Annotated in this window: 21 protein-coding genes; 11 read left to right on the plus strand and 10 right to left on the minus strand. The window is 72.5% G+C overall.

Annotated features, from left to right (window positions below):
• Window positions 1-33: 33 nt before the first annotated feature.
• The gene (locus tag IF55_RS20865) at window positions 34-753 is read right to left on the minus strand and encodes a GntR family transcriptional regulator (RefSeq protein ID WP_030886149.1); all 720 of its coding nucleotides are present in this window, start codon (window positions 751-753) and stop codon (window positions 34-36) included.
• Between the two features lie 218 nt (window positions 754-971).
• On the opposite strand from IF55_RS20865, the gene IF55_RS20870 reads away from it, so the two are divergent.
• On the plus strand, window positions 972-1,391 hold the full coding sequence (locus tag IF55_RS20870) for a hypothetical protein (protein ID WP_048832255.1): 420 nt from the start codon (window positions 972-974) through the stop codon (window positions 1,389-1,391).
• Window positions 1,392-1,608: 217 nt separating this feature from the next.
• On the opposite strand, the gene IF55_RS20875 is transcribed toward IF55_RS20870, so the two are convergent.
• A complete protein-coding gene (locus IF55_RS20875; RefSeq protein ID WP_030886141.1) occupies window positions 1,609-2,823 on the minus strand; it encodes a cytochrome P450 family protein in 1,215 nt (404 codons plus the stop codon).
• Between the two features lie 248 nt (window positions 2,824-3,071).
• A complete protein-coding gene (locus IF55_RS20880) occupies window positions 3,072-3,995 on the minus strand; it encodes an NAD(P)H-binding protein (protein ID WP_030886139.1) in 924 nt (307 codons plus the stop codon).
• Between the two features lie 243 nt (window positions 3,996-4,238).
• Between IF55_RS20880 and IF55_RS20885 the strand changes: the two genes are divergently transcribed.
• A complete protein-coding gene (locus IF55_RS20885) occupies window positions 4,239-5,084 on the plus strand; it encodes a LysR family transcriptional regulator (protein ID WP_030886137.1) in 846 nt (281 codons plus the stop codon).
• Window positions 5,085-5,223: 139 nt separating this feature from the next.
• On the opposite strand, the gene IF55_RS20890 is transcribed toward IF55_RS20885, so the two are convergent.
• Window positions 5,224-5,823, minus strand: coding sequence for a TetR/AcrR family transcriptional regulator (locus IF55_RS20890; protein WP_030886134.1), 600 nt, complete (start codon window positions 5,821-5,823; stop codon window positions 5,224-5,226).
• 150 nt (window positions 5,824-5,973) lie between these two features.
• Here IF55_RS20890 and IF55_RS20895 point away from each other — a divergent pair, with 150 nt between their 5' ends.
• Window positions 5,974-6,669 carry an SDR family NAD(P)-dependent oxidoreductase gene (locus IF55_RS20895; protein ID WP_030886133.1) on the plus strand — a complete coding sequence of 232 codons (696 nt, stop codon included), beginning with the start codon at window positions 5,974-5,976 and terminating at the stop codon, window positions 6,667-6,669.
• Between the two features lie 99 nt (window positions 6,670-6,768).
• On the opposite strand, the gene IF55_RS20900 is transcribed toward IF55_RS20895, so the two are convergent.
• The 3 genes from IF55_RS20900 to IF55_RS20910 form a co-directional block, all read right to left on the minus strand.
• Window positions 6,769-7,398, minus strand: coding sequence for a bifunctional 4-hydroxy-2-oxoglutarate aldolase/2-dehydro-3-deoxy-phosphogluconate aldolase (locus IF55_RS20900; RefSeq protein WP_030886131.1), 630 nt, complete (start codon window positions 7,396-7,398; stop codon window positions 6,769-6,771).
• Between the two features lie 89 nt (window positions 7,399-7,487).
• Window positions 7,488-8,414, minus strand: coding sequence for a sugar kinase (locus IF55_RS20905; protein ID WP_048832256.1), 927 nt, complete (start codon window positions 8,412-8,414; stop codon window positions 7,488-7,490).
• Between the two features lie 92 nt (window positions 8,415-8,506).
• The gene (locus tag IF55_RS20910; RefSeq protein ID WP_030886128.1) at window positions 8,507-9,847 is read right to left on the minus strand and encodes an ROK family transcriptional regulator; all 1,341 of its coding nucleotides are present in this window, start codon (window positions 9,845-9,847) and stop codon (window positions 8,507-8,509) included.
• A gap of 273 nt (window positions 9,848-10,120) precedes the next feature.
• Here IF55_RS20910 and IF55_RS20915 point away from each other — a divergent pair, with 273 nt between their 5' ends.
• Genes IF55_RS20915 through IF55_RS20925 form a run of 3 tightly spaced genes read left to right on the plus strand, consistent with a single transcriptional unit; the run spans window position 10,121 to window position 13,366 of the window.
• On the plus strand, window positions 10,121-11,440 hold the full coding sequence (locus IF55_RS20915; RefSeq protein ID WP_030886125.1) for an ABC transporter substrate-binding protein: 1,320 nt from the start codon (window positions 10,121-10,123) through the stop codon (window positions 11,438-11,440).
• Window positions 11,437-12,432 (plus strand): carbohydrate ABC transporter permease, encoded by a 996-nt coding sequence (locus IF55_RS20920; RefSeq protein ID WP_211270015.1) that lies wholly within the window; start codon window positions 11,437-11,439, stop codon window positions 12,430-12,432. The genes IF55_RS20915 and IF55_RS20920 overlap by 4 nt, the downstream gene beginning before the upstream one ends.
• Window positions 12,425-13,366: a carbohydrate ABC transporter permease gene (locus tag IF55_RS20925; protein WP_078644855.1), complete on the plus strand. Its 942-nt coding sequence runs from the start codon at window positions 12,425-12,427 to the stop codon at window positions 13,364-13,366. Before IF55_RS20920 ends, IF55_RS20925 begins: the two co-directional genes overlap by 8 nt.
• A 20-nt stretch (window positions 13,367-13,386) precedes the next feature.
• On the opposite strand, the gene IF55_RS20930 is transcribed toward IF55_RS20925, so the two are convergent.
• Together IF55_RS20930 and IF55_RS20935 are read right to left on the minus strand one after the other, a co-directional pair.
• Window positions 13,387-15,612, minus strand: a complete 2,226-nt coding sequence (locus IF55_RS20930; RefSeq protein ID WP_078644857.1) for an RICIN domain-containing protein — start codon at window positions 15,610-15,612, stop codon at window positions 13,387-13,389.
• 582 nt (window positions 15,613-16,194) lie between these two features.
• Window positions 16,195-16,650, minus strand: a complete 456-nt coding sequence (locus tag IF55_RS20935) for a guanyl-specific ribonuclease (protein WP_030886115.1) — start codon at window positions 16,648-16,650, stop codon at window positions 16,195-16,197.
• Window positions 16,651-16,814: 164 nt separating this feature from the next.
• On the opposite strand from IF55_RS20935, the gene IF55_RS20940 reads away from it, so the two are divergent.
• The 3 genes from IF55_RS20940 (at window position 16,815) to IF55_RS39465 (ending at window position 20,480) form a co-directional block, all read left to right on the plus strand.
• Window positions 16,815-19,235, plus strand: a complete 2,421-nt coding sequence (locus tag IF55_RS20940) for a glycosyl hydrolase family 95 catalytic domain-containing protein (protein WP_048832257.1) — start codon at window positions 16,815-16,817, stop codon at window positions 19,233-19,235.
• A gap of 238 nt (window positions 19,236-19,473) precedes the next feature.
• Window positions 19,474-20,112, plus strand: coding sequence for a helix-turn-helix domain-containing protein (locus IF55_RS20945; protein ID WP_030886110.1), 639 nt, complete (start codon window positions 19,474-19,476; stop codon window positions 20,110-20,112).
• The gene (locus IF55_RS39465) at window positions 20,109-20,480 is read left to right on the plus strand and encodes a DUF6126 family protein (protein ID WP_048832258.1); all 372 of its coding nucleotides are present in this window, start codon (window positions 20,109-20,111) and stop codon (window positions 20,478-20,480) included. The genes IF55_RS20945 and IF55_RS39465 overlap by 4 nt, the downstream gene beginning before the upstream one ends.
• 21 nt (window positions 20,481-20,501) lie before the next feature.
• Here IF55_RS39465 and IF55_RS20955 read toward each other — a convergent pair whose 3' ends face one another.
• On the minus strand, window positions 20,502-21,326 hold the full coding sequence (locus IF55_RS20955) for an AIM24 family protein (protein WP_030886105.1): 825 nt from the start codon (window positions 21,324-21,326) through the stop codon (window positions 20,502-20,504).
• A gap of 238 nt (window positions 21,327-21,564) precedes the next feature.
• Between IF55_RS20955 and IF55_RS20960 the strand changes: the two genes are divergently transcribed.
• Window positions 21,565-23,526, plus strand: a complete 1,962-nt coding sequence (locus IF55_RS20960) for a glycoside hydrolase family 84 protein (protein WP_030886102.1) — start codon at window positions 21,565-21,567, stop codon at window positions 23,524-23,526.
• A 223-nt stretch (window positions 23,527-23,749) separates the two neighbouring features.
• Window positions 23,750-24,409, plus strand: coding sequence for a thiaminase II/PqqC family protein (locus IF55_RS20965; RefSeq protein ID WP_030886099.1), 660 nt, complete (start codon window positions 23,750-23,752; stop codon window positions 24,407-24,409).
• Window position 24,410: the final 1 nt, after the last annotated feature.

A 24,410-nucleotide genomic window follows, 5' to 3' on the forward strand; every position in this document is an offset into this window, starting at 1 on the left:
CGGGCTCGGGTGCGGCTGCGGCGCGGTCGGCGCTCACGGCCGTACGAGCAGTTGGAACTCGAAGGCGTAGCGCGAGGCGCGGTAGACGTGCGAGCCGAACTCGACCGCCCGCCCCGTGTCGTCGAAGGTCGTACGCTCCATCGTCAGCAGCGGCGCGCCCACCGGCTCGGCCAGCCGCTCGCCCTCCTCGGCGGTGGCGGCGCGGGCCCCGACCGACTGGCGGGCGCTGTGCAGCGTGATGCCGGCGGCGCGCATGAGGCGGTAGAGACCGGTCTCCTCCAGCGCGCCGCCGTCGAGGTCGAGCAGCCCGGCGGGCAGGTGGTTGCGCAGGTGGGCCATGGGTTCGCCGTGGGCGAGGCGCAGCCGCTCGACGAGCACGACCTCGGCGCCCTCGGGGACGCCGAGGGCCGCCGCGGCCTCCGCGCCGGCGGGCTCGGCGGTGTGACGCAGCACCCGGGTCGCGGGCCGCTGGCCGGCCGCTTCGAGATCGTCGTAGAGGCTGCTCAGCTCCAGCGGGCGCTTGACCTGGCTGTGCACGACCTGGGTGCCGACGCCGCGGCGGCGGACGAGAAGCCCCTTGTCGACCAGCGACTGGATGGCCTGCCGGACGGTGGGCCGGGAGAGGCCGAGCCGGCCGGCCAGCTCGATCTCGTTGCCGAGCAGGCTGCCGGGCGCCAGCTCACCGCGCTCGATCGCCGCTTCGAGCTGCTGGGAGAGCTGGAAGTAGAGCGGCACCGGGCTGCTGCGGTCCACGCTGAACTGGAGGGGTCGGTCCTTCGCCACGCGGGGAGCCTAGCCGGATGAACTGATGACGGGAAGTCCTGAGGTCTGATTGTCCGGACATAAGGTGGGGAGGCTGCCGCCCGGACGTTCCTTGGGGCGGCGGCGCGGCGCGGTGTCTAATGATCGCGTCTGATCGCGTCCGCGGCCGCCCCCGGCCCGGGCGGCGGCGGGACGGAAGGACTGGCTGGATGAACGGCATACATCGGCGCGCGGTGCGCCTCGCCGTCGTGGGCGCGCTCGGCGCGCTCCTCGCGGTGGCGCTCCCCGCCGCCCCGGCGTTCGCCAAGAGCGGCACCGAGATCCGGATCTCCCAGCACATGGTGCGGGTGGGGCACATGTTCGGGGTCCGCGTCAGCGGCTCGGAGAGCGGCGGCCGGGGCCGGTATCTGCGGGCCTGCGTGCAGGGGCGCAAGGGCTACCACGGCCGCTGGCGGACCGTGAAGTGCGGCAAGGTCACCGCGCACCGCGCCCGGGTCGACGCCCGCCTCACGGCCCGGCACCGCGGAATGTTCCAGTTCAGGGGCGTGCTCTACGTCCTCTCCGGCCCCCACGACAAGCACCCGAAGCCCGGCCCCGCCTCGCCCGCGCAGACCGTGCGCGTGCACTGAGGCCCGTACACCGTCCGTGAGGCCGTACGCCGTCCGTGAGGCCGTACGCCGTCCGTGAGACCGTACACCGTCCGTGAGGCCCGTACGCCGTCCGTGAGGCCCGTACGCCGTCCGTGACGCGGCGCCCGGCCGGCCGACGTGGCGCCCGTGGCGCGGGCTCACCGGCCGGCCGGACCCCCGTCGCTCAGAGGCTCACCGACCGACCGGGGCCCCGCGGTCAGAAGCTGACGGGCAGTCGGTACGGCCCCCGGATGAGCATGCCCTCGCGGTAGGCCAGCGCGGCCGGGTGGGCGTCGAGCGCGAGGTCGGGGCAGCGCTCCAGGAGCGAGCGGATGGCGACGCGGGCCTCCAGCCGGGCGAGCGGGGCGCCGAGGCAGTAGTGGATGCCGTGGCCGAAGGCGAGATGGCCGCGCGCGTCACGGTGGATGTCGAACCGCCGGGGTTCGGCGAAGCGCGCGGGATCGGTGTCGGCGTCGGCGATCGTGGCCAGGACGACCTCGCCGCCGCCCGGTATCAGGGTGCCGCCGATCTCCACGGGCTCCTTGGTGAAGCGGAACGTGGAGGTCTCGACCGGGCCGTCGTAGCGCAGCATCTCCTCGACGGCGTTGTCGAGGAGCGAGAAGTCGGCGCGCAGGTCCGCCAGTTGATCGGGGTGGCGGAGCAGGGCGAGGACTCCGTTCGAGATCAGGTTGACGGTGGTCTCGTGCCCCGCGACCAGGAGCAGCCAGGCCATGGCGAGGAGTTCCTCGTGGGAGAGCCGGTCCCCGTCCTCGTCGATGGTGCGGATCAGGGCGCTCAGCAGGTCGTCGCCGCTCTCGTCGCGCTTCTTGACGATCAGTTGGTCGAGGTAGGAGCGGACCTCGTCCATCGCCGCCATCTTCTCCGCGTACGGCGCGGGCCCGACCACGAAGTTCGACCACGTACGGAACTCGTCACGGTCCTCGTAGGGCACGCCCAGCAGCTCGCAGATGACGCTCATGGGCAGCGGGAAGGAGAGCGCGTCGACGAGGTCCGCGCCGCGCGCGCCGTCGGCCAGCATCGCGTCGAGGAGTTCGTCGGTGAGCCGCTGTACGCGCGGCTCCATCGCCGCCACGCGCCGCGGCGTGAACGTCCGTACCACGAGCTTGCGCAGCCTGGTGTGGTCCGGGGGGTCGGTGTTGAGCATGTGGGAGCCGAGCGGCTCGAAGCCGATGTTGGCGCTGTCGGAGGCGTTGCCCAGCCACTTGGAGAGGCGGTCGTCGCCCAGCACGGCGCGCACCTCGTCATAGCCGACGACGAGCCAGGCCGGGATGTCGTCGACGAGCCGCACGCGGTGCACCGGGCCGCGCTCGCGCAGTTGGGCGTAGACGGGGTACGGATTCCGTACGAAGTCCTCCCCCATCGCCGACAGGTCGATGATCTCGAACGCTTCGGTTGTCACGTGGACCCCCATTCGACGGGATATCACCGGGGGAACGACCGGACGAATCTCGATCGTTCCCCCTATTTCCTCAACAGCACATCTGGGAGAGGCAGTTCCGCATACTTCGACGCGACTGGGCCCCCGGGCAGCCGGAGCCACGTGAGCCCCACCGAGCCGCACGAGCCGAACTGCCCGAGCCGCCCGAGCCGCCCGAGCCGCCCGAGCCGCCCGAGCCGCCCGAGCCGCCCGAGCCGCCCGGAAAGGCTTGTACGAAGCCGTCAGCCGAGGACGGCCGGCTTGAGCACCTCCTCGCACCACTGGCGGAAGCCGGTCGGCGTGGTGTCGGGGGTGGCCGGCTGGGCGGCGCCGTAGAAGCCCTGCTCGTTCAGGGCCGTCATCATGTCGCCGGCGCCGCGCGCCCAGTCCTCGCTCGCCCCGGCGCCCAGCAGCATGGCCCGGTACCGCGCGCCGTCGACCGGCTGGAGGCGTAGTGGCCGGCCCAGCACCTCGGCGACGATCCGGACCATGTCCTCGGGTGACAGGTCGTCAGGGCCGGCCAGCGGTACGTCCTCGAACCCGGTCCAGGAGTCGTCGCGGAGGAGCCGGACCGCCGTGGCGGCGACGTCGCTGGTGGCGCAGGTGCGCAGGACGCCGTTCCCCGGCAGGGCGACCAGGCCCGCGTCGCGGATCAACGCGGCCTGGCCCAGCAGGTTCTCCCTGAGGAACGGGGCGCAGAGCGCCCGATAGTGCACGTCCATCTCCGCGATCGCCTCGTCCATGGCGAGCGAGGCGGAGATGATGCCGGCGTTCTTCGCCGTGCCGCGGCCCAGGGTGGAGACACCGACGATCCTGCGGACGCCCGCGGCGCCGGTCACCTCGCGCAGGGGCTCGGTGAAGTCGCGGAAGTGGCCCGCCACGCTGGGCGCCTGCGGCGTCGGGGGCACCAGCCAGAACATCCGGTCGGCGCCCTCGCACGCCTCTTTCAGGGCGCCGGGGTCGGCGTGCGAGCCCTGGACGACCTCGACGTTCTCGCGCACACGGGCGGGGAGGCGGGCGGGGTCTCGGACGATCACCCGGATGCCTGTCGCGCCGTTCGCGCCGCCGGCGGCGGGCGCGCAGCCTCCGGCGTCGAGACGGAGGGCGAGGAGGCGGTCGAGGACCTCCCGGCCGATCTGGCCGGTCGGGGTGGTGACGACGATCATGAAGTACTCCACTGAAGGGTGCGGGAAGCCGCCAGGGGCGCCGGGGGCGCGGAGCGCCGGCGCTGCTGGATCGCCCGTGCCCACGCCCGTACGGGACGGGGCGGCGGGATGTCGTCGAGCTTGTCGTACGGGCGGGCCGAACTGAAGGTCCTCTCCGCTCCCTCTTGTTACCCTCCGGGTAATACGGTGTCGCCGCCGCCGTACCAGGTACGTACCAGGTAGGCCGAACAGGAGGGAGGGAGCGTGGAGTCCCGACCGCTGCGCTACTTCGTCGCCGTCGCCGAGGAGCTGAACTTCGCCCGCGCCGCCGAGCGGCTCGGCATCTCCCCGCCGCCCCTGTCCCGCGCGATCCGCCGGCTGGAGACGGAGATGGGCGTCACGCTCTTCGAGCGGGACACCCACCGCGTGGCGCTGACGCCGGCCGGCACGGTGCTGCTGACGGAGGCGCGGATCGCCCTGGACGCCCTCCAGGCCGCCGAACGCCGGACCCAGCGGGCAGCGGCCACGGAGCACAAGCTGATCCTGGCCGTCAAAGCCGACGGTGACGGGGGGCTGCTGGAACCGATCCTGACCCGCTTCGCGGCGGAGCCGGAGGCCGTGCCGGTCGCCGTCCGGCTGTGCGGCTGGCACGAACAGGCCGATCTGCTGCGCCGCGGGGAGGCCGACGCGGCCCTGGTCCACGAGCCGTTCGACCGTACGGGCCTGGACTCCGAGGCGCTGACCGCCGAACCGTGCGTCGCGGCCATCGCCGCCGGCCACCCGCTCGCGGACCAGGACCACCTGACCCTCGCCGAACTCGGGCTGCTCCCCGAGGAGCTGCCCGGTTTCATCCACGAGACCCGCGCCGCGGCCCGCGACCTCGCCCAACTGCTCACACTCGTGGCCCTGGGCGGCCCCACCCCGCTGCTGCCCGCCTCCATCGCCGGCCGCTACCCGCGCCCCGGCGTCGTCTACCGGCCGGTCCCCGACGCCCCGCCCGTGGTCCTCAGCGTCGCCTGGCCCCAGCAGTCCCGCTCGACGTCCACGGCGGCACTGGTCCGCACGGCGATCTCGGTAGCGGAGGAGTTCGCGCGGGACAGCGCCGCGTAGCGGCCCGCCGGGCCCGTCGGCCGCCGCACGGACCATTCGCCGGAGCGGTACGGGCCCCTTCAGCCGTCGTACGGGCCTCAGTTGGCGTACGGGCCTGAACCGCCGTACGGTCCTCAGCCGCCGTGCGGCGGCCCGCCGCTCATGTCGTACGGGGCCGGAGCAGGGTCTCGAAGAGGGTGTCGACGGTGTCGTCGGGCGTGTTCGTGCCGGTCAGGGCGCGGTAGAGGATCGGGCCGAGGAGCGCGTCGAGGGCGGCGTCGGCATCGAGGCTCGGCGCGACCGCGCCGGCGTCGATGACGTGCGCGAGCATGGCGCGCTCCTGCTCGCGGCGCGGGCCGAGGTAGCGCTCGTGGAAGCGCTCGGCGGTGGCCGGGTGGTGCTGCGCCTCGGCGAAGAGGGCGAGCAGGACCTTGCCGGCGGGGTCGTCGGCGAGGAATCGCGCGTAGCCGCGCAGGTAGTCGCGGACGGTCTCGGCCGTGGGCCGCTCGGCCGGCACGGGGAGGCTCTTCTCGCTGTCCGCGATGAGCGTGTCGAGAAGGATCTCGACCTTCGACGGCCACCAGCGGTAGATCGTCTGCTTGGCGACGCCGGCCCGGCGGGCGATCGCCTCGACGGTCAGGGCGCCGAAGCCGCGCTCGTCGAGCAGATCGTCCGCGGCGTGCAGCACAGCCAGCCGCGCGGCCTCGTCGCGGCGGCTGCCGGAGCGCGGTCTGCGGGGCTGTGACCTCGTATCAGGCATGCGGAACACCCTACCCGGCGGCGGGCAGGGCCTCGCATATTGTCTAGACGCTACGTCGCGTCTACTCTAAATCGCGCGCCGGTCCTCTCCCGCCGCCCGCGCCTCTCGCACCTGTCACCACGCACCACACGCCCCCACGAAGGAGCGCATGTGTCCACCACGCCCGACCGCCGAGCACTCGTCATCGGCGCCTCCAAAGGACTGGGGCTCGTCCTCGTCGGCGAACTCGCCCGCCGCGGCTGGCACGTCATCGCCACGGCCCGCCAGGACGGCGACGAACTGCGCGCGCACGCCGACGCCTCGAACGGCCGGCTCACGGTCGAATCACTGGAGATGAACAGCCCGGAACAGCTCGCCGCACTGCGCGAGCGCCTCGCGGACCACCGGCTCGATCTGCTCTTCGTCAACGCCGCGATCGACCGGGGCGACCTGCCGATCACCGAGGTGCCGACCGACATGTTCACCGAGGTCATGATCACCAACGCGCTGAGCCCGCTGCGCGCCCTGGAAACCCTGCGTCCGCTCGTCGTCCCCGGCGGCACCGTCGCGGTCATGTCCTCGGAGCAGGGCAGCATCTCGCGGAACACCGAGGACGGTTACGAGCTCTACAAGGCCAGCAAGGCCGCGCTCAACCAGCTCATGCGCAGCTACGCCACCCGGCACGCCGACGACGGCCACACCAAACTGCTCGTCGACCCCGGCCACAACCGGACCGGTCTCGGCGGCTTCGACGCGCCGCTCGCTCCCGAGGAGAGCGTCCCGGCCGTCGTCGACGTGCTCGAAGCCCAGGCCGGCGCGCCCGGCCTGCGATTCCTGGACCGCCACGGCGAGCCCGTGCCGTGGTGAGCCCCGGGCCGATGGGGTGTCGGGGCAGGCGGGGAGCGCCGGGGCAGCCCCTCGGCACCGCCCCGGTCGTTCGCTGTCCCGCCCCTCCGGGCCCCGCGCTTACGGGACCTCGACGTCAGCCAGACGGGCCAGCAGGTCCGAGGCGCGCTTGGCCACGGCGTCGCGGTCGCCTTCGGAGAGAGCGCTGCCCATGCCGCAGGCCACGGCCCCGGCCGCGATCCACTCCGGTGCGTTCTCCAGGGTGACGCCGCCGGTGGGCAGCAGCGCGGCCTGCGGCAGCGCGGCCCGTACGTCCTTGATCCAGCCCGGGCCGTAGCCGGAGGCGGGGAAGAGCTTGAGCGCGTCCGCGCCCAGCTCCAGGGCGCTGATGATCTCCGTGGGCGTGGCGACGCCCGGGAAGACGGGGATGCCGTACCGGTGACCGGTGCGGATGACCTCGGCGTCCAGGCCCGGGGAGACCAGGAAGCGGGCCCCGGCGTCGATGGCCATACGGGCGGCCGGCGCGTCCAGCACCGTGCCCGCGCCGATCATCACGTCGTCGTCGACCTCGCGGGTCAGAGTGGTGATGGACTCCAGCGCGAACGGTGTCGTCAGCGAGATCTCCAGGCTGGTGACGCCCGCGGAGAGCAGCGTGTCGGCCGTCGCCGTCGCGTGGTCGTAGCTGTCACTGCGGATGATGGCGAAGACCCGTTGCGCGAGCGCGATCCGGGTGATCTCCCAGCGGTACACGGCAGTTCGCCGCCCTTCTTGATCTGGGTGCCCGCGGCGGCCGGTGATGGTCGCCCGCGGTGGCACGGTCAGCGGTCGATAGTCAGCGGTCAGCGGTGCACGGCGTCCGTGCCGTCGGCGAAGGCGGCGAGCGCCCGGTCCCGGGCGGCCGCGGTGGGCAGCCCCTCCGTGTCGGTGGGGGTCTGCACGCAGAGCGCGGCCACGCAGGCGGCCTCGGCGAGCGCGCCGGGCTCGGGGAGCCCGCGCAGCACGCCGGAGAGGTAGCCGGCGGCGAAGGCGTCGCCCGCGCCCACCGGGTCGCTGACGGGCACGTCGAAGGGCGGCTGGTCCCAGCGGCCCCCGGCGGTCAGGGCGGTGGCGGAGTGGTCGGCGCGCTTGATCACGACCGTACGGGCCCGGCCTGCCAGCAGTTCGGCGGCGGCCTCGTCGGCGGACCGGCCGGTGAGCGTCTCCAACTCGTCGTCGCCGGCGAGCACGAGGTCGGCCTCGGCCAGCAGCGGCCCGACGATCTGCGCCCACTGGGCGGCGCCGCCCAGTTTGCGCCGCACGTTGGGGTCGAAGGAGACCAGGGAGCCCGCGGCGCGGGCGAGTTCGATGAGCCGCTGGGTGGCGGCCGCGGCGGATGGCGAGAGCATCGGGGTGATGCCGGATATGTGCACCAGCCGGGCGCCTTCCAGCGCCTCGGGCCGTATGTGCTCGGGGGCGAGATGGGAGGCGGCCGAGCCGGCGCGGTAGTACTGCACGTCGATGGCGCGCTGCGGATGGCTGTCGCGCAGCAGCATGCCCGTGGGGGCCGTCTCGTCCAGGTCCACGTGGCCGACGTCGACGCCGTCGGCGCGCAGTTCGCGCAGGACCGCCTCGCCCGCCGGGTCCGCGCCGAGCCGGCCGAGCCACCGCGTGCGGTGCCCGAGCCGGGCCAGGCCGGTCGCCACGTTGGACTCGGCGCCCGCGACGGAACGCCGGAACCGTATGGCTTGCTCCAGCGGTATGCCCGGCTCTGCGAGCATGAGCAGCATCGCCTCTCCGCAGGTGACCGCCTCAGGCGCGTTTGTCACCGATGCCACCGATGTCACCGAGTGCCTCCCCGATCGCTGTTTCTACCGGAACGTTATCGGCAGGCTCCGACAATCGGACCCCGGGGGGAGCCGCCGGTCGCGAGAAGGCGCGCGAGGGGGAGCGTAGCGGCTCCTTTGGTGACGGCGTCGGGGCCGGCCCGGCCGAGTTCGATGGTGGCGCGGGCGTAGGGGTGGCGCAGGGCATGGGCGGCGGCCGCCGCCCGCACGTCGGGCAGCAGCCGGGGGCCGAGGAGCAGCCCGGCCCAGCCGCCGAGCACGATGCGCTCGGGGTTGAAGAGGTTGACCAGGTCGGCGATGCCCGCGCCGAGGTATTCGGCGGTCTCTTCGAGCAGCCGGACGGCGGTGAGGTCGCCGGCGTCCGCGGCGGCGAGCAGTTCGGCCAGCGCGCTCTCCTCGGTGTGCCGGCCGTAGCCGCCGGGCGGCCCGCCGCCCGCCTCCCGCCAGCGGTCCAGGATCGCGGCGGCCCCGGCGTACGCCTCCAGGCAGCCGCGCGCGCCGCACCGGCAGCGCCGCCCGCCGACCTGGAGCGTCGTGTGCCCCCACTCCCCCGCGCCGCTGGTCGCGCCGGTGTACGGGCTGCCGTCCGCCACCACGCAGGCGCCGACGCCCGAACCGAGCAGCGCGATGACGGCGTTCCGGGCCCCGCGGCCCGCGCCGAACCACAGTTCGGCCTGGCCGAGGGTCTGCGCGCCGTTGGCGATGTGCAGCGGGAGGTCCGTGGAGCGGCGCAGCAGCGCTTCGAGGGGGACCGCGTCCCAGCCCGTGGCCTGGCCGTGGACGACGGCGCCACCGCGCGGGCGGCCGGGTGTGCCGGGGGCGGCCCCGGTCTCGTACGCGCCGGGTGCGCCGCCGGTCTCGTACGCGACGATGCCGGGCACGCCGATGCCCGCGCCGAGCACCGCCCCCGCGCCGGCCGGCGCCTCGCGGAGCACGGTGGAGAGGCCGTCGAGGACGAGTTGGACGACGAGGCCGACGTCGGGGGCGCGTTCGGGTCCCGGGCGGTACCGCTCGCCTTCGGCGGCGGGGTCGGCCAGAGGGCGGTCCGTGCGGGATATCTCGCGCAAGGTCAGGTCGAAGAGGGCGACCCGGACGCGGGTCTCGCCCACGTCCACGCCGATGAGGGAGCCGCCGCGGGGCGCGACGCGCAGCAGGGTGCGGGGGCGGCCGCCGTCCGAGCCGACGGAGCCGGCCTCCTCGACGAGGCCGTCCGCGAGGAGTTCGCCGACGACGTTGGTGATCGAGCCGGAGCTGAGGCCGGTGGCCGGGCCGAGCTCCTGTCTGCTCAGCGGGCCCTCGAAGTACAGCCGGCGCAGCACGGCGGACCTGCTGCCGCGGCGCAGGTCGCGAACCGTGCGCTGAATGCGTTCACTCATCGTGACTTCCTCCCTGGCCTGAACATATCGCTGCGCGGAGTCTTGACGCGACCTTCTCTCACTACTTAACTCACGCTTTGAATTAAGGCACGAAAGGGACACGAAACGGACACGGAGCCATTCGACCAACCATTCGATCGGCCATTCGACTGACCATTCGACCGACCACTCGGGAGGAGTATTCGACCGGCTATTCACCTCACGAAACGCGGCTCTCGAAAAGCGATGCCATCGGCCACCGGACCCACCCACCCTTGAGAGGGGCCACCGACCATGCGCAGAACCCGGGCCACCGCCGCCGCCACCCTCGCCGCCGCCCTCGCCGGAGCCGCCACCGGCTGCGGCGGCGGCTCGGCGGGTGGCGGGCGCAGCAGCAACGACAATCCCGAACAGCTCACCTACTGGGCCAGTAATCAGGGCGCGACCGTCGAGGAAGACAAACGGGTGCTGATCCCCGAACTCAAGAAGTTCCAGCGGCGCACCAGCATCGCCGTGAAACTCGAAGTGATCCCCTGGAGCGATCTCCTCAACCGCGTGCTCGCCGCCACCATTTCCGGGCAGGGCCCCGACGTCCTCAACATCGGCAACACCTGGTCCGCCTCGCTCCAGGCGGGCGGGGCGCTGCTGCCCTTCGACGACGCGGCGTTCCGGGCCATCGGCGGCAAGGACAGATTCGTGCCGTCGGCGCTCGCCGCGACCGGCGCGGCGGGCAAGGACCCGGCGGCCGTGCCGCTCTACTCCCTCGCCTACGGCCTCTACTACAACAAAAAGCTCTTCCGCCGAGCCGGCATCGACGCCCCGCCCGCCACCTGGGACGAATTGGTGGCGGACGGCAGAAAGCTCACCGGCGGCGGCCGCTGGGGGCTGGCGATCGAGGGCGCCAGCTACGCCGAGAACTCCCACCACGCCTTCGTACTCGGCAAACAGCACGGCGCGGATTTCTTCGACCGCTACGGAAAACCCCGCTTCGACTCGCCCGGGGCGGTCGCGGCCGTGAAACAGTTCGTGGATCTCCTCGCCCAGGAGAAAATCGTGGCCCCGGGCAACGCGGAATACGCCACCCAACGCTCCGTACGCGATTTCGCCGCGGGAAAGGCGGCCATGCTGATGTGGCAGTCGGCGGCCGGCGCCCTGAAGGCGCACAACATGACCCCGAAGGATTACGGGGTCGCGCCCGTGCCCGTACGGACCAAGGGCGCCACCGGCGACAAGGGCGTCAACTCGATGGTCGCGGGCATCAATCTCGCGGTGTTCAAGAACACCGACAACCACGACGGCGCGCTGAAATTCGTGGAGTTCATGACCTCGACGGCGGAGCAGAAGCGGCTGAACAGCAGTTTCGGCGCGCTGCCCCCGGTCGAGGAGGCGCAGCGCGACAAGGCGTTCGCGACGCCCGACCTCACCGTCCTGCGCGAGACGCTGGCCAAGAGCGCCGCGCCGCTGCCCATGGTGCCCGAGGAGAACCAGTTCGAGACGCTCGTGGGCACGGCGATGAAGGAACTCCTCGCCGATGCCGCCGCCGGCCACCCGGTCGGCGCGGCGGACGTCAAGGAGCGCCTGGCGAAGGCCCAACAGCAGATGCCGCCGCGGTGAACCGGGTGCTGAGCCGGGCCCGCAGCCACCCCGCGGCCCCCGGCCGCCCCCGCACCGGCCCGCCCCGCCCCCCGCGCCTGTCCCGTCTGCGCCGCGCCGGACTGCCCTATCTCCTCCTGCTGCCGGCCCTCGCCCTCGAACTCCTCGTCCACCTCGTCCCCATGACCGTCGGCGTCGTGATGGCGTTCAAGGGCCTCACCCAGCAGTATCTGCGCGACTGGACCACCGCCCCCTGGGCCGGGCTCGGCAACTTCCGCGTCGCCGTCGACTTCGACGCCCCCGTCGGCGCGGCCCTGCTGCGCTCCTTCTGGGTCACCTGCTGCTTCACCGTCCTCGCCGTCGGCCTGGCCTGGCTGCTCGGCACGGCGGCGGCCGTCCTGATGCAGGACCGGTTCCGCGGCCGGGGCCTGCTGCGCACCGCTTTTCTCATCCCGTACGCGCTGCCCGTCTACGCGGCCGTCATCACCTGGTCGTTCATGTTCCAGCGCGATACGGGCCTGGTGAACCACGTCCTCCACGACCAGCTCGGCATCCTCGGCACGCCGCCGTTCTGGCTGATCGGCGACAACAGCTTCGCCGCGCTGGTGACCGTGTCCGTCTGGCGGTCCTGGCCGTTCGCGTTCCTCATCCTGACGGCCGGGCTCCAGAACATCCCGCGCGAGCTGTACGAGGCGGCGGCCATGGACGGCGCGGGCGTCTGGCAGCAGATCCGCCGCATCACCCTGCCCGCGCTCCGCCCCGTCAACCAGGTGCTGGTCCTCGTGCTGTTCCTGTGGACCTTCAACGACTTCAACACGCCCTACGTGCTCTTCGGCAAGTCCGCCCCCGAACCCGCGGACCTGATCTCCATCCACATCTACCAGTCGTCGTTCGTCACCTGGAACTTCGGCTCCGGCGCGGCCATGTCCGTACTGCTCCTGCTGTTCCTCCTCGTGGTGACGGCCGGATATCTGCTGGCCACCGCGCGCGGGAGAAGGGAAACCGATGGATGACACCGTGCGGTACCAGCCCCCGGACGCCGTACGGGACCGCGCCCCGTACCCGGTCCGGCGGGGCTCCCGCGACACCGTGCGGCGCCGCTCCCCCAACGCCCCGCCCCGCTCGTTCCTGTGGACCCGGCGCATCGTGCTCACGCTGCTGGCCGTCTTCGCGCTCACGCCCGTCTACGTGATGCTGAGCAGTTCGCTCAAGCCCCTCAAGGACGTGCAGGGCGCGTTCGGCTGGGTGCCGAGCGCCCTCACCCCGCGCCCGTACATCGACATCTGGCACACCGTCCCGCTCGCGCGCTACTTTCTCAACTCCCTTATCGTGGCGGTATCTTCGACGCTGTGCGCGGTGGTGGTCGCGGTCTTCGCCGCGTACGCGATAAGCCGCTACCGCTTCACGGGCCGCCGCTTCTTCTCGGTCACGGTGCTCTCCACCCAGATGTTCCCGGGCATCCTCTTCCTGCTGCCGCTCTTCCTGATCTTCGTCGGCATCGGCAACACCACGGGGATCGCGCTGTACGGGTCGCGCGGCGGGCTCGTCCTGACCTACCTGACCTTCTCGCTGCCCTTCGCCATCTGGATGCTCATCGGGTACTTCGACTCGATCCCCCACGACCTCGACGAAGCGGCACTCGTCGACGGCTGCGGGCCGCTCGGCGCGCTGCTGCGGGTGGTCGTGCCGGCGGCGGTGCCCGGCATCGTCGCCGTCTGCGTCTACGCGTTCATGACCGCCTGGGGAGAGGTGCTCTTCGCCTCGGTCATGACGAACGACACCACCCGCACCCTCGCCGTCGGCCTGCAGGGCTACGCCACGCAGACCGACGTCTACTGGAACCAGGTGATGGCCGCCTCACTGGTCGTCAGCGTCCCCGTGGTCGCCGGGTTCCTGCTCCTCCAGCGCTACCTCGTCACGGGCCTCACGGCGGGGGCCGTCAAATGAGCCCGTGAAGGCACCGCCCTTCAGGGGTAGTTGACGAGATTGGCCACGTTGCGCGCCGAATTCGACGGCCCCCCGGCGTCGTTGACGATGTGGTGGATCGTTCCGGTGCCGCCGAGCGACACCGTCACCATGTCGTGGAACCTGACCCCCGGCGCCCGCGGCGCCTCGAAGGCGTGCTCCGCGGCGACGGCCGGGTTCACGTTGAAGAAGCAGTAACTGCCCAGCCCCCACGCCTCGTGGCGGGTGACGGAGTCGGCCACCTTGTAGGCGGCGTAGCCCTTGGTGGCCCCGTTCATCCACGCGCCCTGGTTCGGCGGGTCGTACGGCATCTCGTTCTGGAAGAAGTACGTACGGCCGCCCTCGCCGTTCCAGACGGTCTGGTGCTGCTGGTAGTGCTCGACGAACAGCCCGTACATCGTGACGTCGGCGCCGTTGACGATGAGGCCGTTGGCGGCGGTGTTGGTGTTCCAGCCGACGCCGTCGCCGTGGTCGGCGCGCCACAGCCACAGGTGGTCGCCGATGACGTCGGAGCTGTTCACGACCAGGCTCCTGGCCGCCTTGCCGACGCCCGCGCCGCCGATCCGGAAGAACACGTCGTGCAGCGATGTCGGGTTCGCGCTGTGGCGGGCGGCGGCGCCGGGCGGCCCGACCTCCATCAGGACGGGCGACTCGGCCGGGCCCGCGTCGACGAGCAGACCCGCGATCTTCACGCCGTCGACGTCGCCGACGGACAGCGCGGTGACGCCGTGGTCCGGGACGAGGGACGCCAGGCCCAGCCCCAGCACCACCGTGTCGGGCCGGGTCACCTCGATCGTCCGGTCGAGGTGGTAGACGCCGGGCGTGATGAGCAGGTCCTTGCCCTGCGCGAGCGCCGCGTTGATGTCGGCGGCGGTGGTCCCCGGCTTCGCGACGAAGAACCGGTCGAGCGGCAGCGACGAGCCCGCCTGGTCCGCCTGTGTGCCGCCGCCCGCCCAGGTGGTGCCCTGGGTGTTCGTGCGCAGCGCGGGCACGAAGACCTGGTACGCGCCGCCCTTGTCGACGTAGAGGAACGGCTTCTCACGGACGACGGGGGTGCGGTCGACCCTGGTGTACGCGGGATTGGGGAAGTCGCCGGCGGGCGCGTTCCGCGCCCCGACGAAGACCATGTTCCAGTTGGCGCCGGTCCAGTTCCCCCACTCGGTGTTGCGGGACAGCCACTGCTGCTGGGTGCCGGGCAGCACCTTCCCGTCGATCTTGGAGTCGGCCATGAACCCGCCGCTCGACCAGCCGCCGTCGTCCAGCCGCAGATCGCCGCGGACGTGCATACGGCGGTACGGGGCGGCCTGCGACACGGCCCAGCGGTCGGCGCCGGAGGCGGGGGTGACGGAGAGGTTCTCGGCGCTCCGCCAGAAGTTCTGGGTGGCGTTGCCCTGGAACCAGTCGGCCTCCGCGTGCACCGCGCCCCGGATCGTCACATCGTCGGGCGACAGGCCGAGCCCGGCCACCTGCGTGTAGAAGCCGACGTTGGCGTCGACGTCGTACGCGCCGGGCTTGAAGAGCAGCGCCTGGCGCGCACCGCCGAACTGGCTGCTCTCCTGCCGCGAGAAGACCTCGTTCAGCTTGGCCTGCACGGCGGCCCGCGGCATCGAGGGGTCGAAGACGCTCACATTGGGGCCGAGGTCGGGCGTGCCGGGCGGCTGCCCGGCCCCGCCGAACGTGAAGGACTGCGCGGGCGTGCCGTTGCACGTGTACTGCTGGAGCTGGACGCTGTCGCCGGTGGCGGCGCCGGGCACGTCGAGGCACTTGCCGCTGTTGCGGTTGACGAAGTGGTACGAGCCGCCGGGCTCGGCGACCGGCCGCCACTGCTGGTTGGCGCCGCCGCCGTACGCCCAGAGCTGCACCGGCGCGCGGTCCGCCGTCGACACGTCGGTCACGTCCCACGACTGCGCCTCGGCGCTCCGGTTGCCGACGCGCTGGTTCCCGTCGCCGGTCGCCGTGAGCCGCCACTGCTGCGCGTCGGTGCCGTTGCAGGTGTACTGCTGTACGGCCGTCCCATTGGCGGTCCCCGCCCCCCGAGCGTCCACACACTTGCCGCTGCCCACGCTTACGACAGAGGTCCAGCCGGCGGGTAGCGCGGCGGGGGTGGGTTTGGCGGTGGGGGCGGGGGCTTGCGGGGCGGGTGCGGCGGTAGTGGTGGGTGCGGCGGTGGCCGCGGGCAGCGGCAGCAGCGCCGCACAGGTCAAGGCCGCCACGGCCGGTACGGCCATGAGCGACCGCCTCCGTCTCCGGCGGGGTGGGGTCGTGTCGCGACAGGTCATGGTGGGCTCCTCGGCAGGGCGGCGACCCCGACCGCTTTGCCATGCGCCTGTCAGGCCGTCAGGCCGACCAGTGCCCGGTGCCGCGCCGAGGCCCTGAACCACGCTTACTTCACGGCTTATCTCAGGGCTTAACTCACGCCTTAATTTAAGGCTTACCTCACGGCTTATCTCAGTACTTAATTCACGCCTTGATTTAACTGATGAGGTTCTGGAGCGTCAAGAGTGACGAAGCGCCCCCAGTTCACCCGGCGCGGCGCGAGAGGCGAGCGTGACGAGAGGCGCGGGTGTGATGAGAGGGACGATTGTGACGAGAGGGACGAGGCGCCGCGCACGGGGCGGGCGCCGCGCACGGGGCCGGGGGCCGCGCACGGGGCCGGGGGCCGCGCACGGGGCCGGGGGCGTGGCGGGCGCGGCAAGCCGCCCCCCAGCAGTCACCCCCGCACACGGCGGCGGCCGCTTCGCGAACCGAATCGCGGAGCGGCCGCCGTATGGGTGACGAGCGACAGTTGACGGACGACCGATGACGGGCGATCAGCAGCCGTAGTCGACCGCGTCGAAGCTGCGGTAATGGTCGGAGGTGTAGTAGTCCTCCTGCTTCTTCTCGCCGGCGACGATGCGGCGGGCGCCGCGGTCGGGCGAGCCCGGCGTGATGACGGTGTACTCGTGGTAGTAGCCGTTGGACTGCTTGGGCAGCAGCCCCTCGCGGTTGGAGAAGACGGTGCCGTCCTTCGGGTACGGGAAGGGCCCGCCGGACTCGATCAGGTCGAGGGTGTCGTGGGCCTGGCTCGGCAGCGCCTTGTAGCAGATGGTCCTGACCGACTTCACGGCGGCGGACTGCACTGCGACGGACTGTACGGCGGCGGGCTGCACGGCCGTGGGCCGCGCGGCGGCCGTGGGGGTGGCCGCGATGGCGGGCGAGGAGACGAAGAGGGCCGAGGCCAGGGCGGCGACGGCGCCGATGCGGGTGATGTGTGGGGGGATTCGCATGCCCTCAGCATGACGCGCGTAGACCGGAACATGTCAATGCCAAGTCGCCGATGTTTCCCATCCGTTCACGGGAAAACCGGAGACGTCGGAGGTCTAGTCGCGGGACGCGTTCGGCGGCACGATGCCGGAAGGAGGGTTCAGCATCGCGAACTGGAGGCAGATACGTGACCGGACTTCCTCGCAGATCCTTCGTCGGCACGGCCCTCGGCACGGCGCTCGGCACGGCGCTCGGTGTCGCCGCGGGCGCCGGGACCACGGGCTCGGGCACCGCCTGGGCCGCACCCGGCACCGGGGGTCACCCCGCCGGAGGCCCGTACGCGGCTGCGCGCCCGGCCCCGCACCCCGCCGGAAGCCCGTCCCCGGCCGCGTACTCGGGCTCGTACAAGGATGTGTACGAGAGCGCCGTACGGGCCGCCGCGATGCGCTGGCGGGTACTGCCCGCGAACTGGCGCGAGGGCCCGTTCCTCGCCAATGGCTTTCTCGGCTGCCAGGTCTACCGGGGCGAGCGCGCCAACGCGCTCACGGTGATGATCAGCCACACCCAGGCGCAGGACGAGCGCGGCCGGTGGCGGGCGGGCACCGGTTACGCGCGCCTGCCCATCGGCTACTTCACGCTGACGCTGGCCGGGGAGATCACCGCCGTCGACTGGACGCTGGACCTGTGGGACGCCGAGCTGCGCGGTTCGGTCACCACCACCCGCGGCAGCGTGCGGTTCGCCGCGCTCGTCCACAACTCCCTCTCCACGCTGCTGGTCTCCACCCGGTCGAGCCCCGGCGAGGAGGCCACGGCCTGGACGTTCACGTGGCTGACCGCGGCGACGACCCGCAACACCGACGACCGCACCGGGTACACGCCCAACCCCGACCCGCGCCTCGGCACGGCCGGAGCCACGCACTACGCCGAGCAGCCGCTGCTGGCGGGCGGCGGCTGGACCACCGCCTGGCGCGAGCGCCGCACCGGCACGGGCCGGCTGTTCGCCGCGCACCTCGCGCACCGCTTCCCCGGTGACACGGCGGAGACGACCCGCCGGGCCGTACGCGAGGTGGCCCGCGCGCTGGCGGCCGACTCGGACGACCTGATGGCCAGTCATCGCGCTTGGTGGCACCGCTACTTCCGGCGCAGCTTCCTCTCCGTACCCGACAAGCGCCTCCAGAGCTTCTACCTGATCCAGCTCTACAAACTGGCGTCCGCGACGCGCGCGGACGGCCCGGCGCTGTCGGAGTGGGGCCCCTGGTTCCCGGCGGTGGGCAACAACTGGACGGCGCTGTGGTGGAACCTCAATGTGCAGATAGCGAGTTGGCCGATATACGGCTCCAACCACCTCGAACTGGACTCGGTGACCGGCGCGTTCCGGCGCTTCGAGAAGAACCTGGAACTGTCGGTGCCCGAGGAGTACCGCGACGGGCGGAGTTACGCGCTCGGCCACCCCTCCGACTGGCAGTTGCGCCCCGGCGCGTGGACCGTGGGCGTGCCCGGCTCGGACCGTATCTCCGACAACTTCGGCAACCTCACCTGGGGCCTGCACAACGTGTGGCTCGCCTACCGCCACTCCATGGACCGCCGGGCGCTGCGCGACGTCCTCTTCCCGATCCTGGCCAAGGCCGTCAACTACTACGCCCGCTTCCTCCACGAGGGCCCCGACGGCAAGCTGCATCTGCCGATGACGCGTTCGCCGGAGTACGCGAACGCCGCGGACTGCACGTACGACCTCTCCCTCATCCGCTGGGGCGCCGCCACCCTGCTGGAGTCCGCGCGGCTGCTGCGCGTCCCCGACCCCCGCGCGAAGCAGTGGCGCGCGATCGCCGAACGCCTCGTGCCGTACGCGCGCGACCCCGAGGACGGCGTCATGATCGGCACGGGGGTGCCGCTCGCCGCCTCGCACCGGCACTTCTCCCATCTCCTCTGGCTCTATCCGCTGCGCGAGGCCACCTGGGAACGGGCCGCCGACCGCCCCCTGATGCGGCGGTCGTTCGACCACTGGACGAGCATGCGCGACGCGTGGCACGGCTACAGCTTCGCCGCGGCCTCGTCCATGTGCTCGGTGATGGACGCGCCCGAACAGGCCCTGGATTTCCTGACGTTCTTCACCGACCGCAACGTCGTCGCGGACACCGAGCTGCTGCCGAACACGATGTACCGGGAGGGCAGGAACTTCGCGCTGGAGACGCCCCTGACAGCCGCTCAGTCACTGCTGGACATGGCGGTGCAGAGCCATGGCGGCGTGGTCAAGGTGTTCCCGTCCGTCTCGCGGCGCTGGCCGGACGCGTCGTTCGCGTCGCTGCGCGCCCAGGGCGCGTTCCTCGTGGACGCCGACCGCAGCCGCGGCCGTACGAACTGGGTACGGGTCCACAGCGAGGCCGGCTCCGCGCTCGTGCTGGACCACGGGATGCGGGGTGACGTGGACGTACGGCGCGAGGACGGCCGGCGGCTGCGCTGGCGCCGGGTCGGCGCGGGCCGCGTCGCGGTGGAGCTGCGGCGGGGCGAGACGGCGCTGGTCACCGAGCGCGGCAGCCGTGTACGCCCGGACGGCCCGCGCGATGTGCCGGCGAACGGCGGGTCGGCGCCGTGGGGCCTGCCGGGCTGAGACCCGCCCGGCCAGGTCCGCACCGCTCTGAGACCGCCCGGCCGCGTCCATACCGCTCTGGGGCCGACCGGCCGCGTCCGCACCGCTCTGGGGCCGACCGGCCGCATCCGAAACGCACGCCCCGGAGCCCGCCCGGCTGATTCCCTTCGGTTCCCCTTGGAGGTCGGTTCCCCTTGGAGGCTTTTGCCTCAGAGGCAATACTTTTGCCGCTGAGGCACGGCGGGTCTATACCGGACACATGACCATCCAGTCCGACAACGAGGCCGTGGACCCCGCCGACGACGTACCCGCCGTCGCCCCCCAGCTCCGCGCGCTGCGCAAGCGGAGCAACATGACGCTGGAGCGCGCGGCCCAGCGGGTGGGGCTGTCGCCCGCCCACCTGTCCCGGTTGGAGACGGGCCAGCGGACGCCGTCCCTGCCGATGCTGCTGGCGTTGGCACGTACGTACGGAACAACGGTATCCGACCTGCTGGGCGAAGTCCCGCCCGAGCGGGACCCCATCGTGCGGGCCGACCGGATGGAGCCGCAGGCGGCGGCCGGCTGGACGTACTGGCGGGCCGGCGGCTCGGGCCGCGCGATGCAGGCCCTGCGGCTCAGGGTGCCGCAGGGCGAGGGCCGGCAGGAGTCGCTGGTGCGGGTGCACCCCGGCGAGGAGTGGCTGTACGTCACCGAGGGCCGGCTGCGGCTGACGCTCGGGGAGACGGTCTACGCGCTCGGTCCCGGCGACGCGGCGCACTTCGATTCGCTGACGCCGCACCGCATCGCGGCCGTCTCGCCGGGCGGTGCGGAGCTGCTGTTCGTTCACACGCTGATGCAGAGCGGGGTGGCCGAGCTGTGCCTCGGCGACGTCGCGCAGGCCAGGAGGGGAATGCCATGAGCGATGCCACGCGAGACCTCGGTACGGAACGGGCTCCGGGCTCGGGGGCGGCCCCGACCGCCGCGCCCGGGGAGAGCGCCGCCGCCTCCCCCGAGGCCGCCGCCCCGCCCAAGCACCCGGGGAGCGGCGCAAGCACCGCGACCGCCGGGACCACCGCGCCCGCCGACGCCCCCGCCGACGGGCCCGTACAGCCGCCGGCGGAAAAGCCGGCGGACAAGCCTGAGGAGCAGCCGGCGGAGAAGATGGTGGAGGAGGACCGGGCGCCGATGGCGTTCACGGTCCGCGTCTTCATCTACCTGGTGGCGGTCCACTTCATCGTCGCCTTCTTCTTCCTGATCTTCTATCTGGCCGGCGCGCGCTCGCACTGAGCGGAGCCCGCGGGGGCGGCTCTACCCCGCGTGGGTGGAGAACAGGCCGCCCGTCGGGCCCTGCTTGTCGCCGCCCTGGGCCTTCTTGAGGGCGTTGGCGAGGCCCTCGATGGTCAGCGACTGGAGGATGACGCGGCCGTCGCCCTCCAGGGTGGCGAGGGAGAGGCCCTCGCCGCCGAAGACGGCGTTCATCAGCCCTTGGCGGTTGAGTCCGCCGATGCGCTGCACGCCGTAGTGGATGCCTTCCTCGAAGGCGACGATGCAGCCGGTGTCGACCTCGATCTTGCCGCCGAAATCGGCCGGGTTGAGGTCGATGAAGTTTCCGGCGCCGCAGATGATGACGGTGCCGTGGCCGGTGAACTTCTCCAGGATGAAGCCCTCGCCGCCGCTCATGCCCTGCCGGCCGCCCTGGAAGGCGATGCCGAACTCCACGGTCGACTCTGCGGCGACGAACGCGTCCTTCTCGGCGAACCAGGCGCGGTTCCCGCCGAGTTCGAGGGCGCGCATCTCGCCGGGCAGGACGCCCGCGAAGCCGACGGTGCCCTCGCCGCCGGTCGAGGTGAAGTACTGGAAGGCGAGCGATTCGCCGGCGAGGGCGCGCTGGCCGACCTGCATCGCGGTGCCCATGGCGCCCCGCAGCATGCCGCCGAGCCCTCCGCCGCCGCCCGCGCCCGGGCCGCCGCCCTGCTGGCCGCCGCCGCCCGGCCCGGACAGCCGGGTCTCCATCGTCACGTTCGCCGTCTTGAAGAGGAACTTCCCGGCCTCGCAGTAGACGGTCTGGCCGGGCTCCAGGGTGCAGACGGCCATCTGCATGGCGTTGCCGACGATTTCTTGCCGCAAGGTCACAGCGGTGTCTCCTGACGTTCTTCGACGGCCCCGCCGGGGCTCCGGTCGGAGCCAATCCTCCCAGCCGATCGAACGCCCGGACCCGCCGTTTTGGTTCCGGGCCCATGCCCGTGGCCAGGCGACACGGCCGTATACGGCGTGCACAACCATTGCCACGCGGCGTGATGTCGATGAATCATGCACCGAGTCTGATGCGTACGCGCCACAGGAAGCCTCGTTCACCCGAGAGGACCCCAGGATGCTCAGAACGCGCCCGGCGGCGGTCGCCGCCCTCGCTCTCTCCCTCGCCGCCCTCCCCCTCGCTCCCGCCGGCGCGGCGGCCCGCGGCGGCGGGAGCGAGCCTCCGCCATCGGCCGCCTCCACGACCTCGACCGCCTCGGCGCACGCGCCCAAGATCACGCCGACGCCCCAGTCCGTACAGGCGCGCCACAGCGGCGTCACCATCACCCGCGCCGTCGACCTCGTCACCGGCCCGAAGGCCGATCCGGCCGCGGTCGCCCTGGTGCGCCGCGCCCTCGAAGGGGCCGGCGCGCACCGCGTCGAGCAGCGGGCCGCGGCCCGCCCCGGGCGCCTGGCGGTGTACGTGGACGGCCCGGCGGCGGCGCGGGCCCTGAAGCGGCTGGGCGCGCGCGGCACGGCCGGGCTGCCCGCCGAGGGATACGCGCTGGCGATCGGTGAGGGGCGGATCGCCCTGGCCGGGGCGGATGCCACCGGCACGTACTACGCCGCGCAGTCCCTGCGCCAGTTGCTCCCGCAGACCCGCCGCCCGTACGCGCACGTACAAGGGGTGGCGGTCCGGGACTGGCCGGCGACGCCGATACGCGGGGTCATCGAGGGCTTCTACGGCACTCCGTGGTCGCACAAGGCCCGCCTGGAGCAGCTCGATTTCGACGCCGCGCACAAGATGAACATCTATGTGTACTCGCCCAAGGACGACCCCTATCTGCGCGCGAAGTGGCGCGACCCGTACCCCGCGGCGCAGCTCGCGGAGTTGAAGGAGCTGGTGGACCGGGCGCGCGCCGACCATGTGGAGTTCACCTACGCGCTCTCGCCGGGGCTGTCCGTCTGCTACAGCTCGGACGCCGAGGCGAAGGCGCTGACCGACAAGTTCGAGACGCTGTGGAAGATCGGCGTACGGACCTTCGCGGTGCCGCTCGACGACATCAGTTACACGGACTGGAACTGCGCCGCCGACGAGAAGAGGTTCGGTACGGGCGGGGGCGCGGCCGGGGCGGCCCAGGCGCATCTGCTGAACCGGGTGAACCGCGACTTCATCGCCGCGCACCAGGGGGCGAAGCCGCTGCAGATGGTGCCGACGGAGTACTACGACATCAAGCCGTCCCCGTACAAGAAGGCGCTCGCCGACCAGCTCGACAAGAATGTCCTGGTCGAGTGGACCGGCGTCGGGGTGATCGCGCCGACCATGACGCGCGCGCAGGCGAAGACCGCCCGCACCCTGTTCGGGCACCAGATCCTGACCTGGGACAACTATCCGGTCAACGACTATGTGACGGACCATCTGCTGCTCGGTCCGTTCAACGGGCGCGAGAAGGGGCTCGCGGGGGATCTGGCCGGGATCACCGCCAACCCGATGATCCAGCCCGCGGCCTCGAAGATCGGGCTCTACACGGTCGCGGACTACGCCTGGAACGACCAGGCGTACGACGCCCGCGCCTCGTGGAGCGGTGCGCTGCGCGAGCTGGCCGGCGGTGACGCGCGGACCCAGCGGGCCCTGCGGGCGTTCGCGGACGCCAACTACGGCTCCCGGCTCAACCCGCGGCAGGCGCCGGAGCTGGCCGCCGCCATCGAGAAGTTCTGGAAGAGCGGGAACGCGTGGCGGCTGGACGCGACGCTGCGCGCGCTGCGCGACGCGCCCGACGTGCTGCGGGCCCGGCTGGCGGACCGCGGGTTCATCGACGACGCCGGGCCGTGGCTGGACTCGACGAAGGCGTGGGGCACGGCCGCCCGTACGGCGCTGGCCATGGTCGAGGCGGTGCGCGACGGCGACCGGGCGGTGGCGCAGCGGCTGCGGCAGCGGCTGACGGGGCAGGTCGAGACCGCCAAGTCGTACGTCTACGTCGACATGAACGGGAAGCGGATTCCGGTGACGGTCGGCGACAAGGTGGTGGACGCGTTCGTGGACAAGGCCGTCGCGGAGTACGACGCGGCCGGCTTCAAGGGGGCCGCCGCCGCGCGCTGACGGTGCGCGGGCCGCCGGGCCGCCGCGGCAGGCGACCGCCCTCAGGGTTCGCCCCTGCCACCGGGCAGGGGCGGTTTCCCTCCTCTGCCACCGGGCGGAGGGGGCGGGTTTCACTCGCCTGCCGCGGTGGCTTTCGGCTATTCCGGCCGGTGCGCCGTGGATTGTCAGTGGCTTCTGGGAGTCTGGGGGCCGGTTGCCGTCCACAGCGCGGGAAGGCGGAGCGATGGCCCGTACAGCGGAAGAGGTCGTGGCGGAGGCGGTGCGGGAGCTGGCCCCGGCCGCCGGGGCGAACGGCTTCGTGCCCCTGGTCGCCGAGGGCAAGGCGCCGCGCGAGGCCATCGCCGGCTTCGCCTTGGAGCAGCACCACATCATCACGAGCGACCGGCGCAGCTTCCACCGGTTGGCGCTGCGGACGGCGGAGGACCCGAAGATCGGGCCGTTCTTCGACGCCTTGGCGCAGGGCGAGAGCGTGGCTCTGGAGCGGCTGGGCGCGCTGGCCGAGGCGTTCGGGGTGGATGACGCGGCGCTGCGGGCGTACGAGCCGCGCGCCGGCTGCCAGGCGTACCCGGCGTACGCGGCGTGGCTGGCCCTGCACGCCGAACCGGCGGACGTGGTGATCGCGCTGACCGTCAACTTCGCGGCGTGGGGCGGCTACTGCGCGGACCTGCGCACGGCGCTGCGCGAGCACTACGGCTGTCCGGCCGAGGCGTGCCGGTTCCTCGACTTCTTCGCCGAGCCCGATCCGAGCGCCGCCGAGCAGGGCCTGTCGGCCGTCCAGGCGGGGCTCGACGCGGGCCGGGTCACGGAGCGGCTGGCGCACCGCTACGGCCGTCTCCTCCAGGCGTACGAGCTGATGTTCTGGAACACGCTCGCCCAGGTCTGAT

It is taken from the genome of Streptomyces varsoviensis (assembly GCF_000718635.1).
GTDB lineage: Bacteria > Actinomycetota > Actinomycetes > Streptomycetales > Streptomycetaceae > Streptomyces > Streptomyces varsoviensis.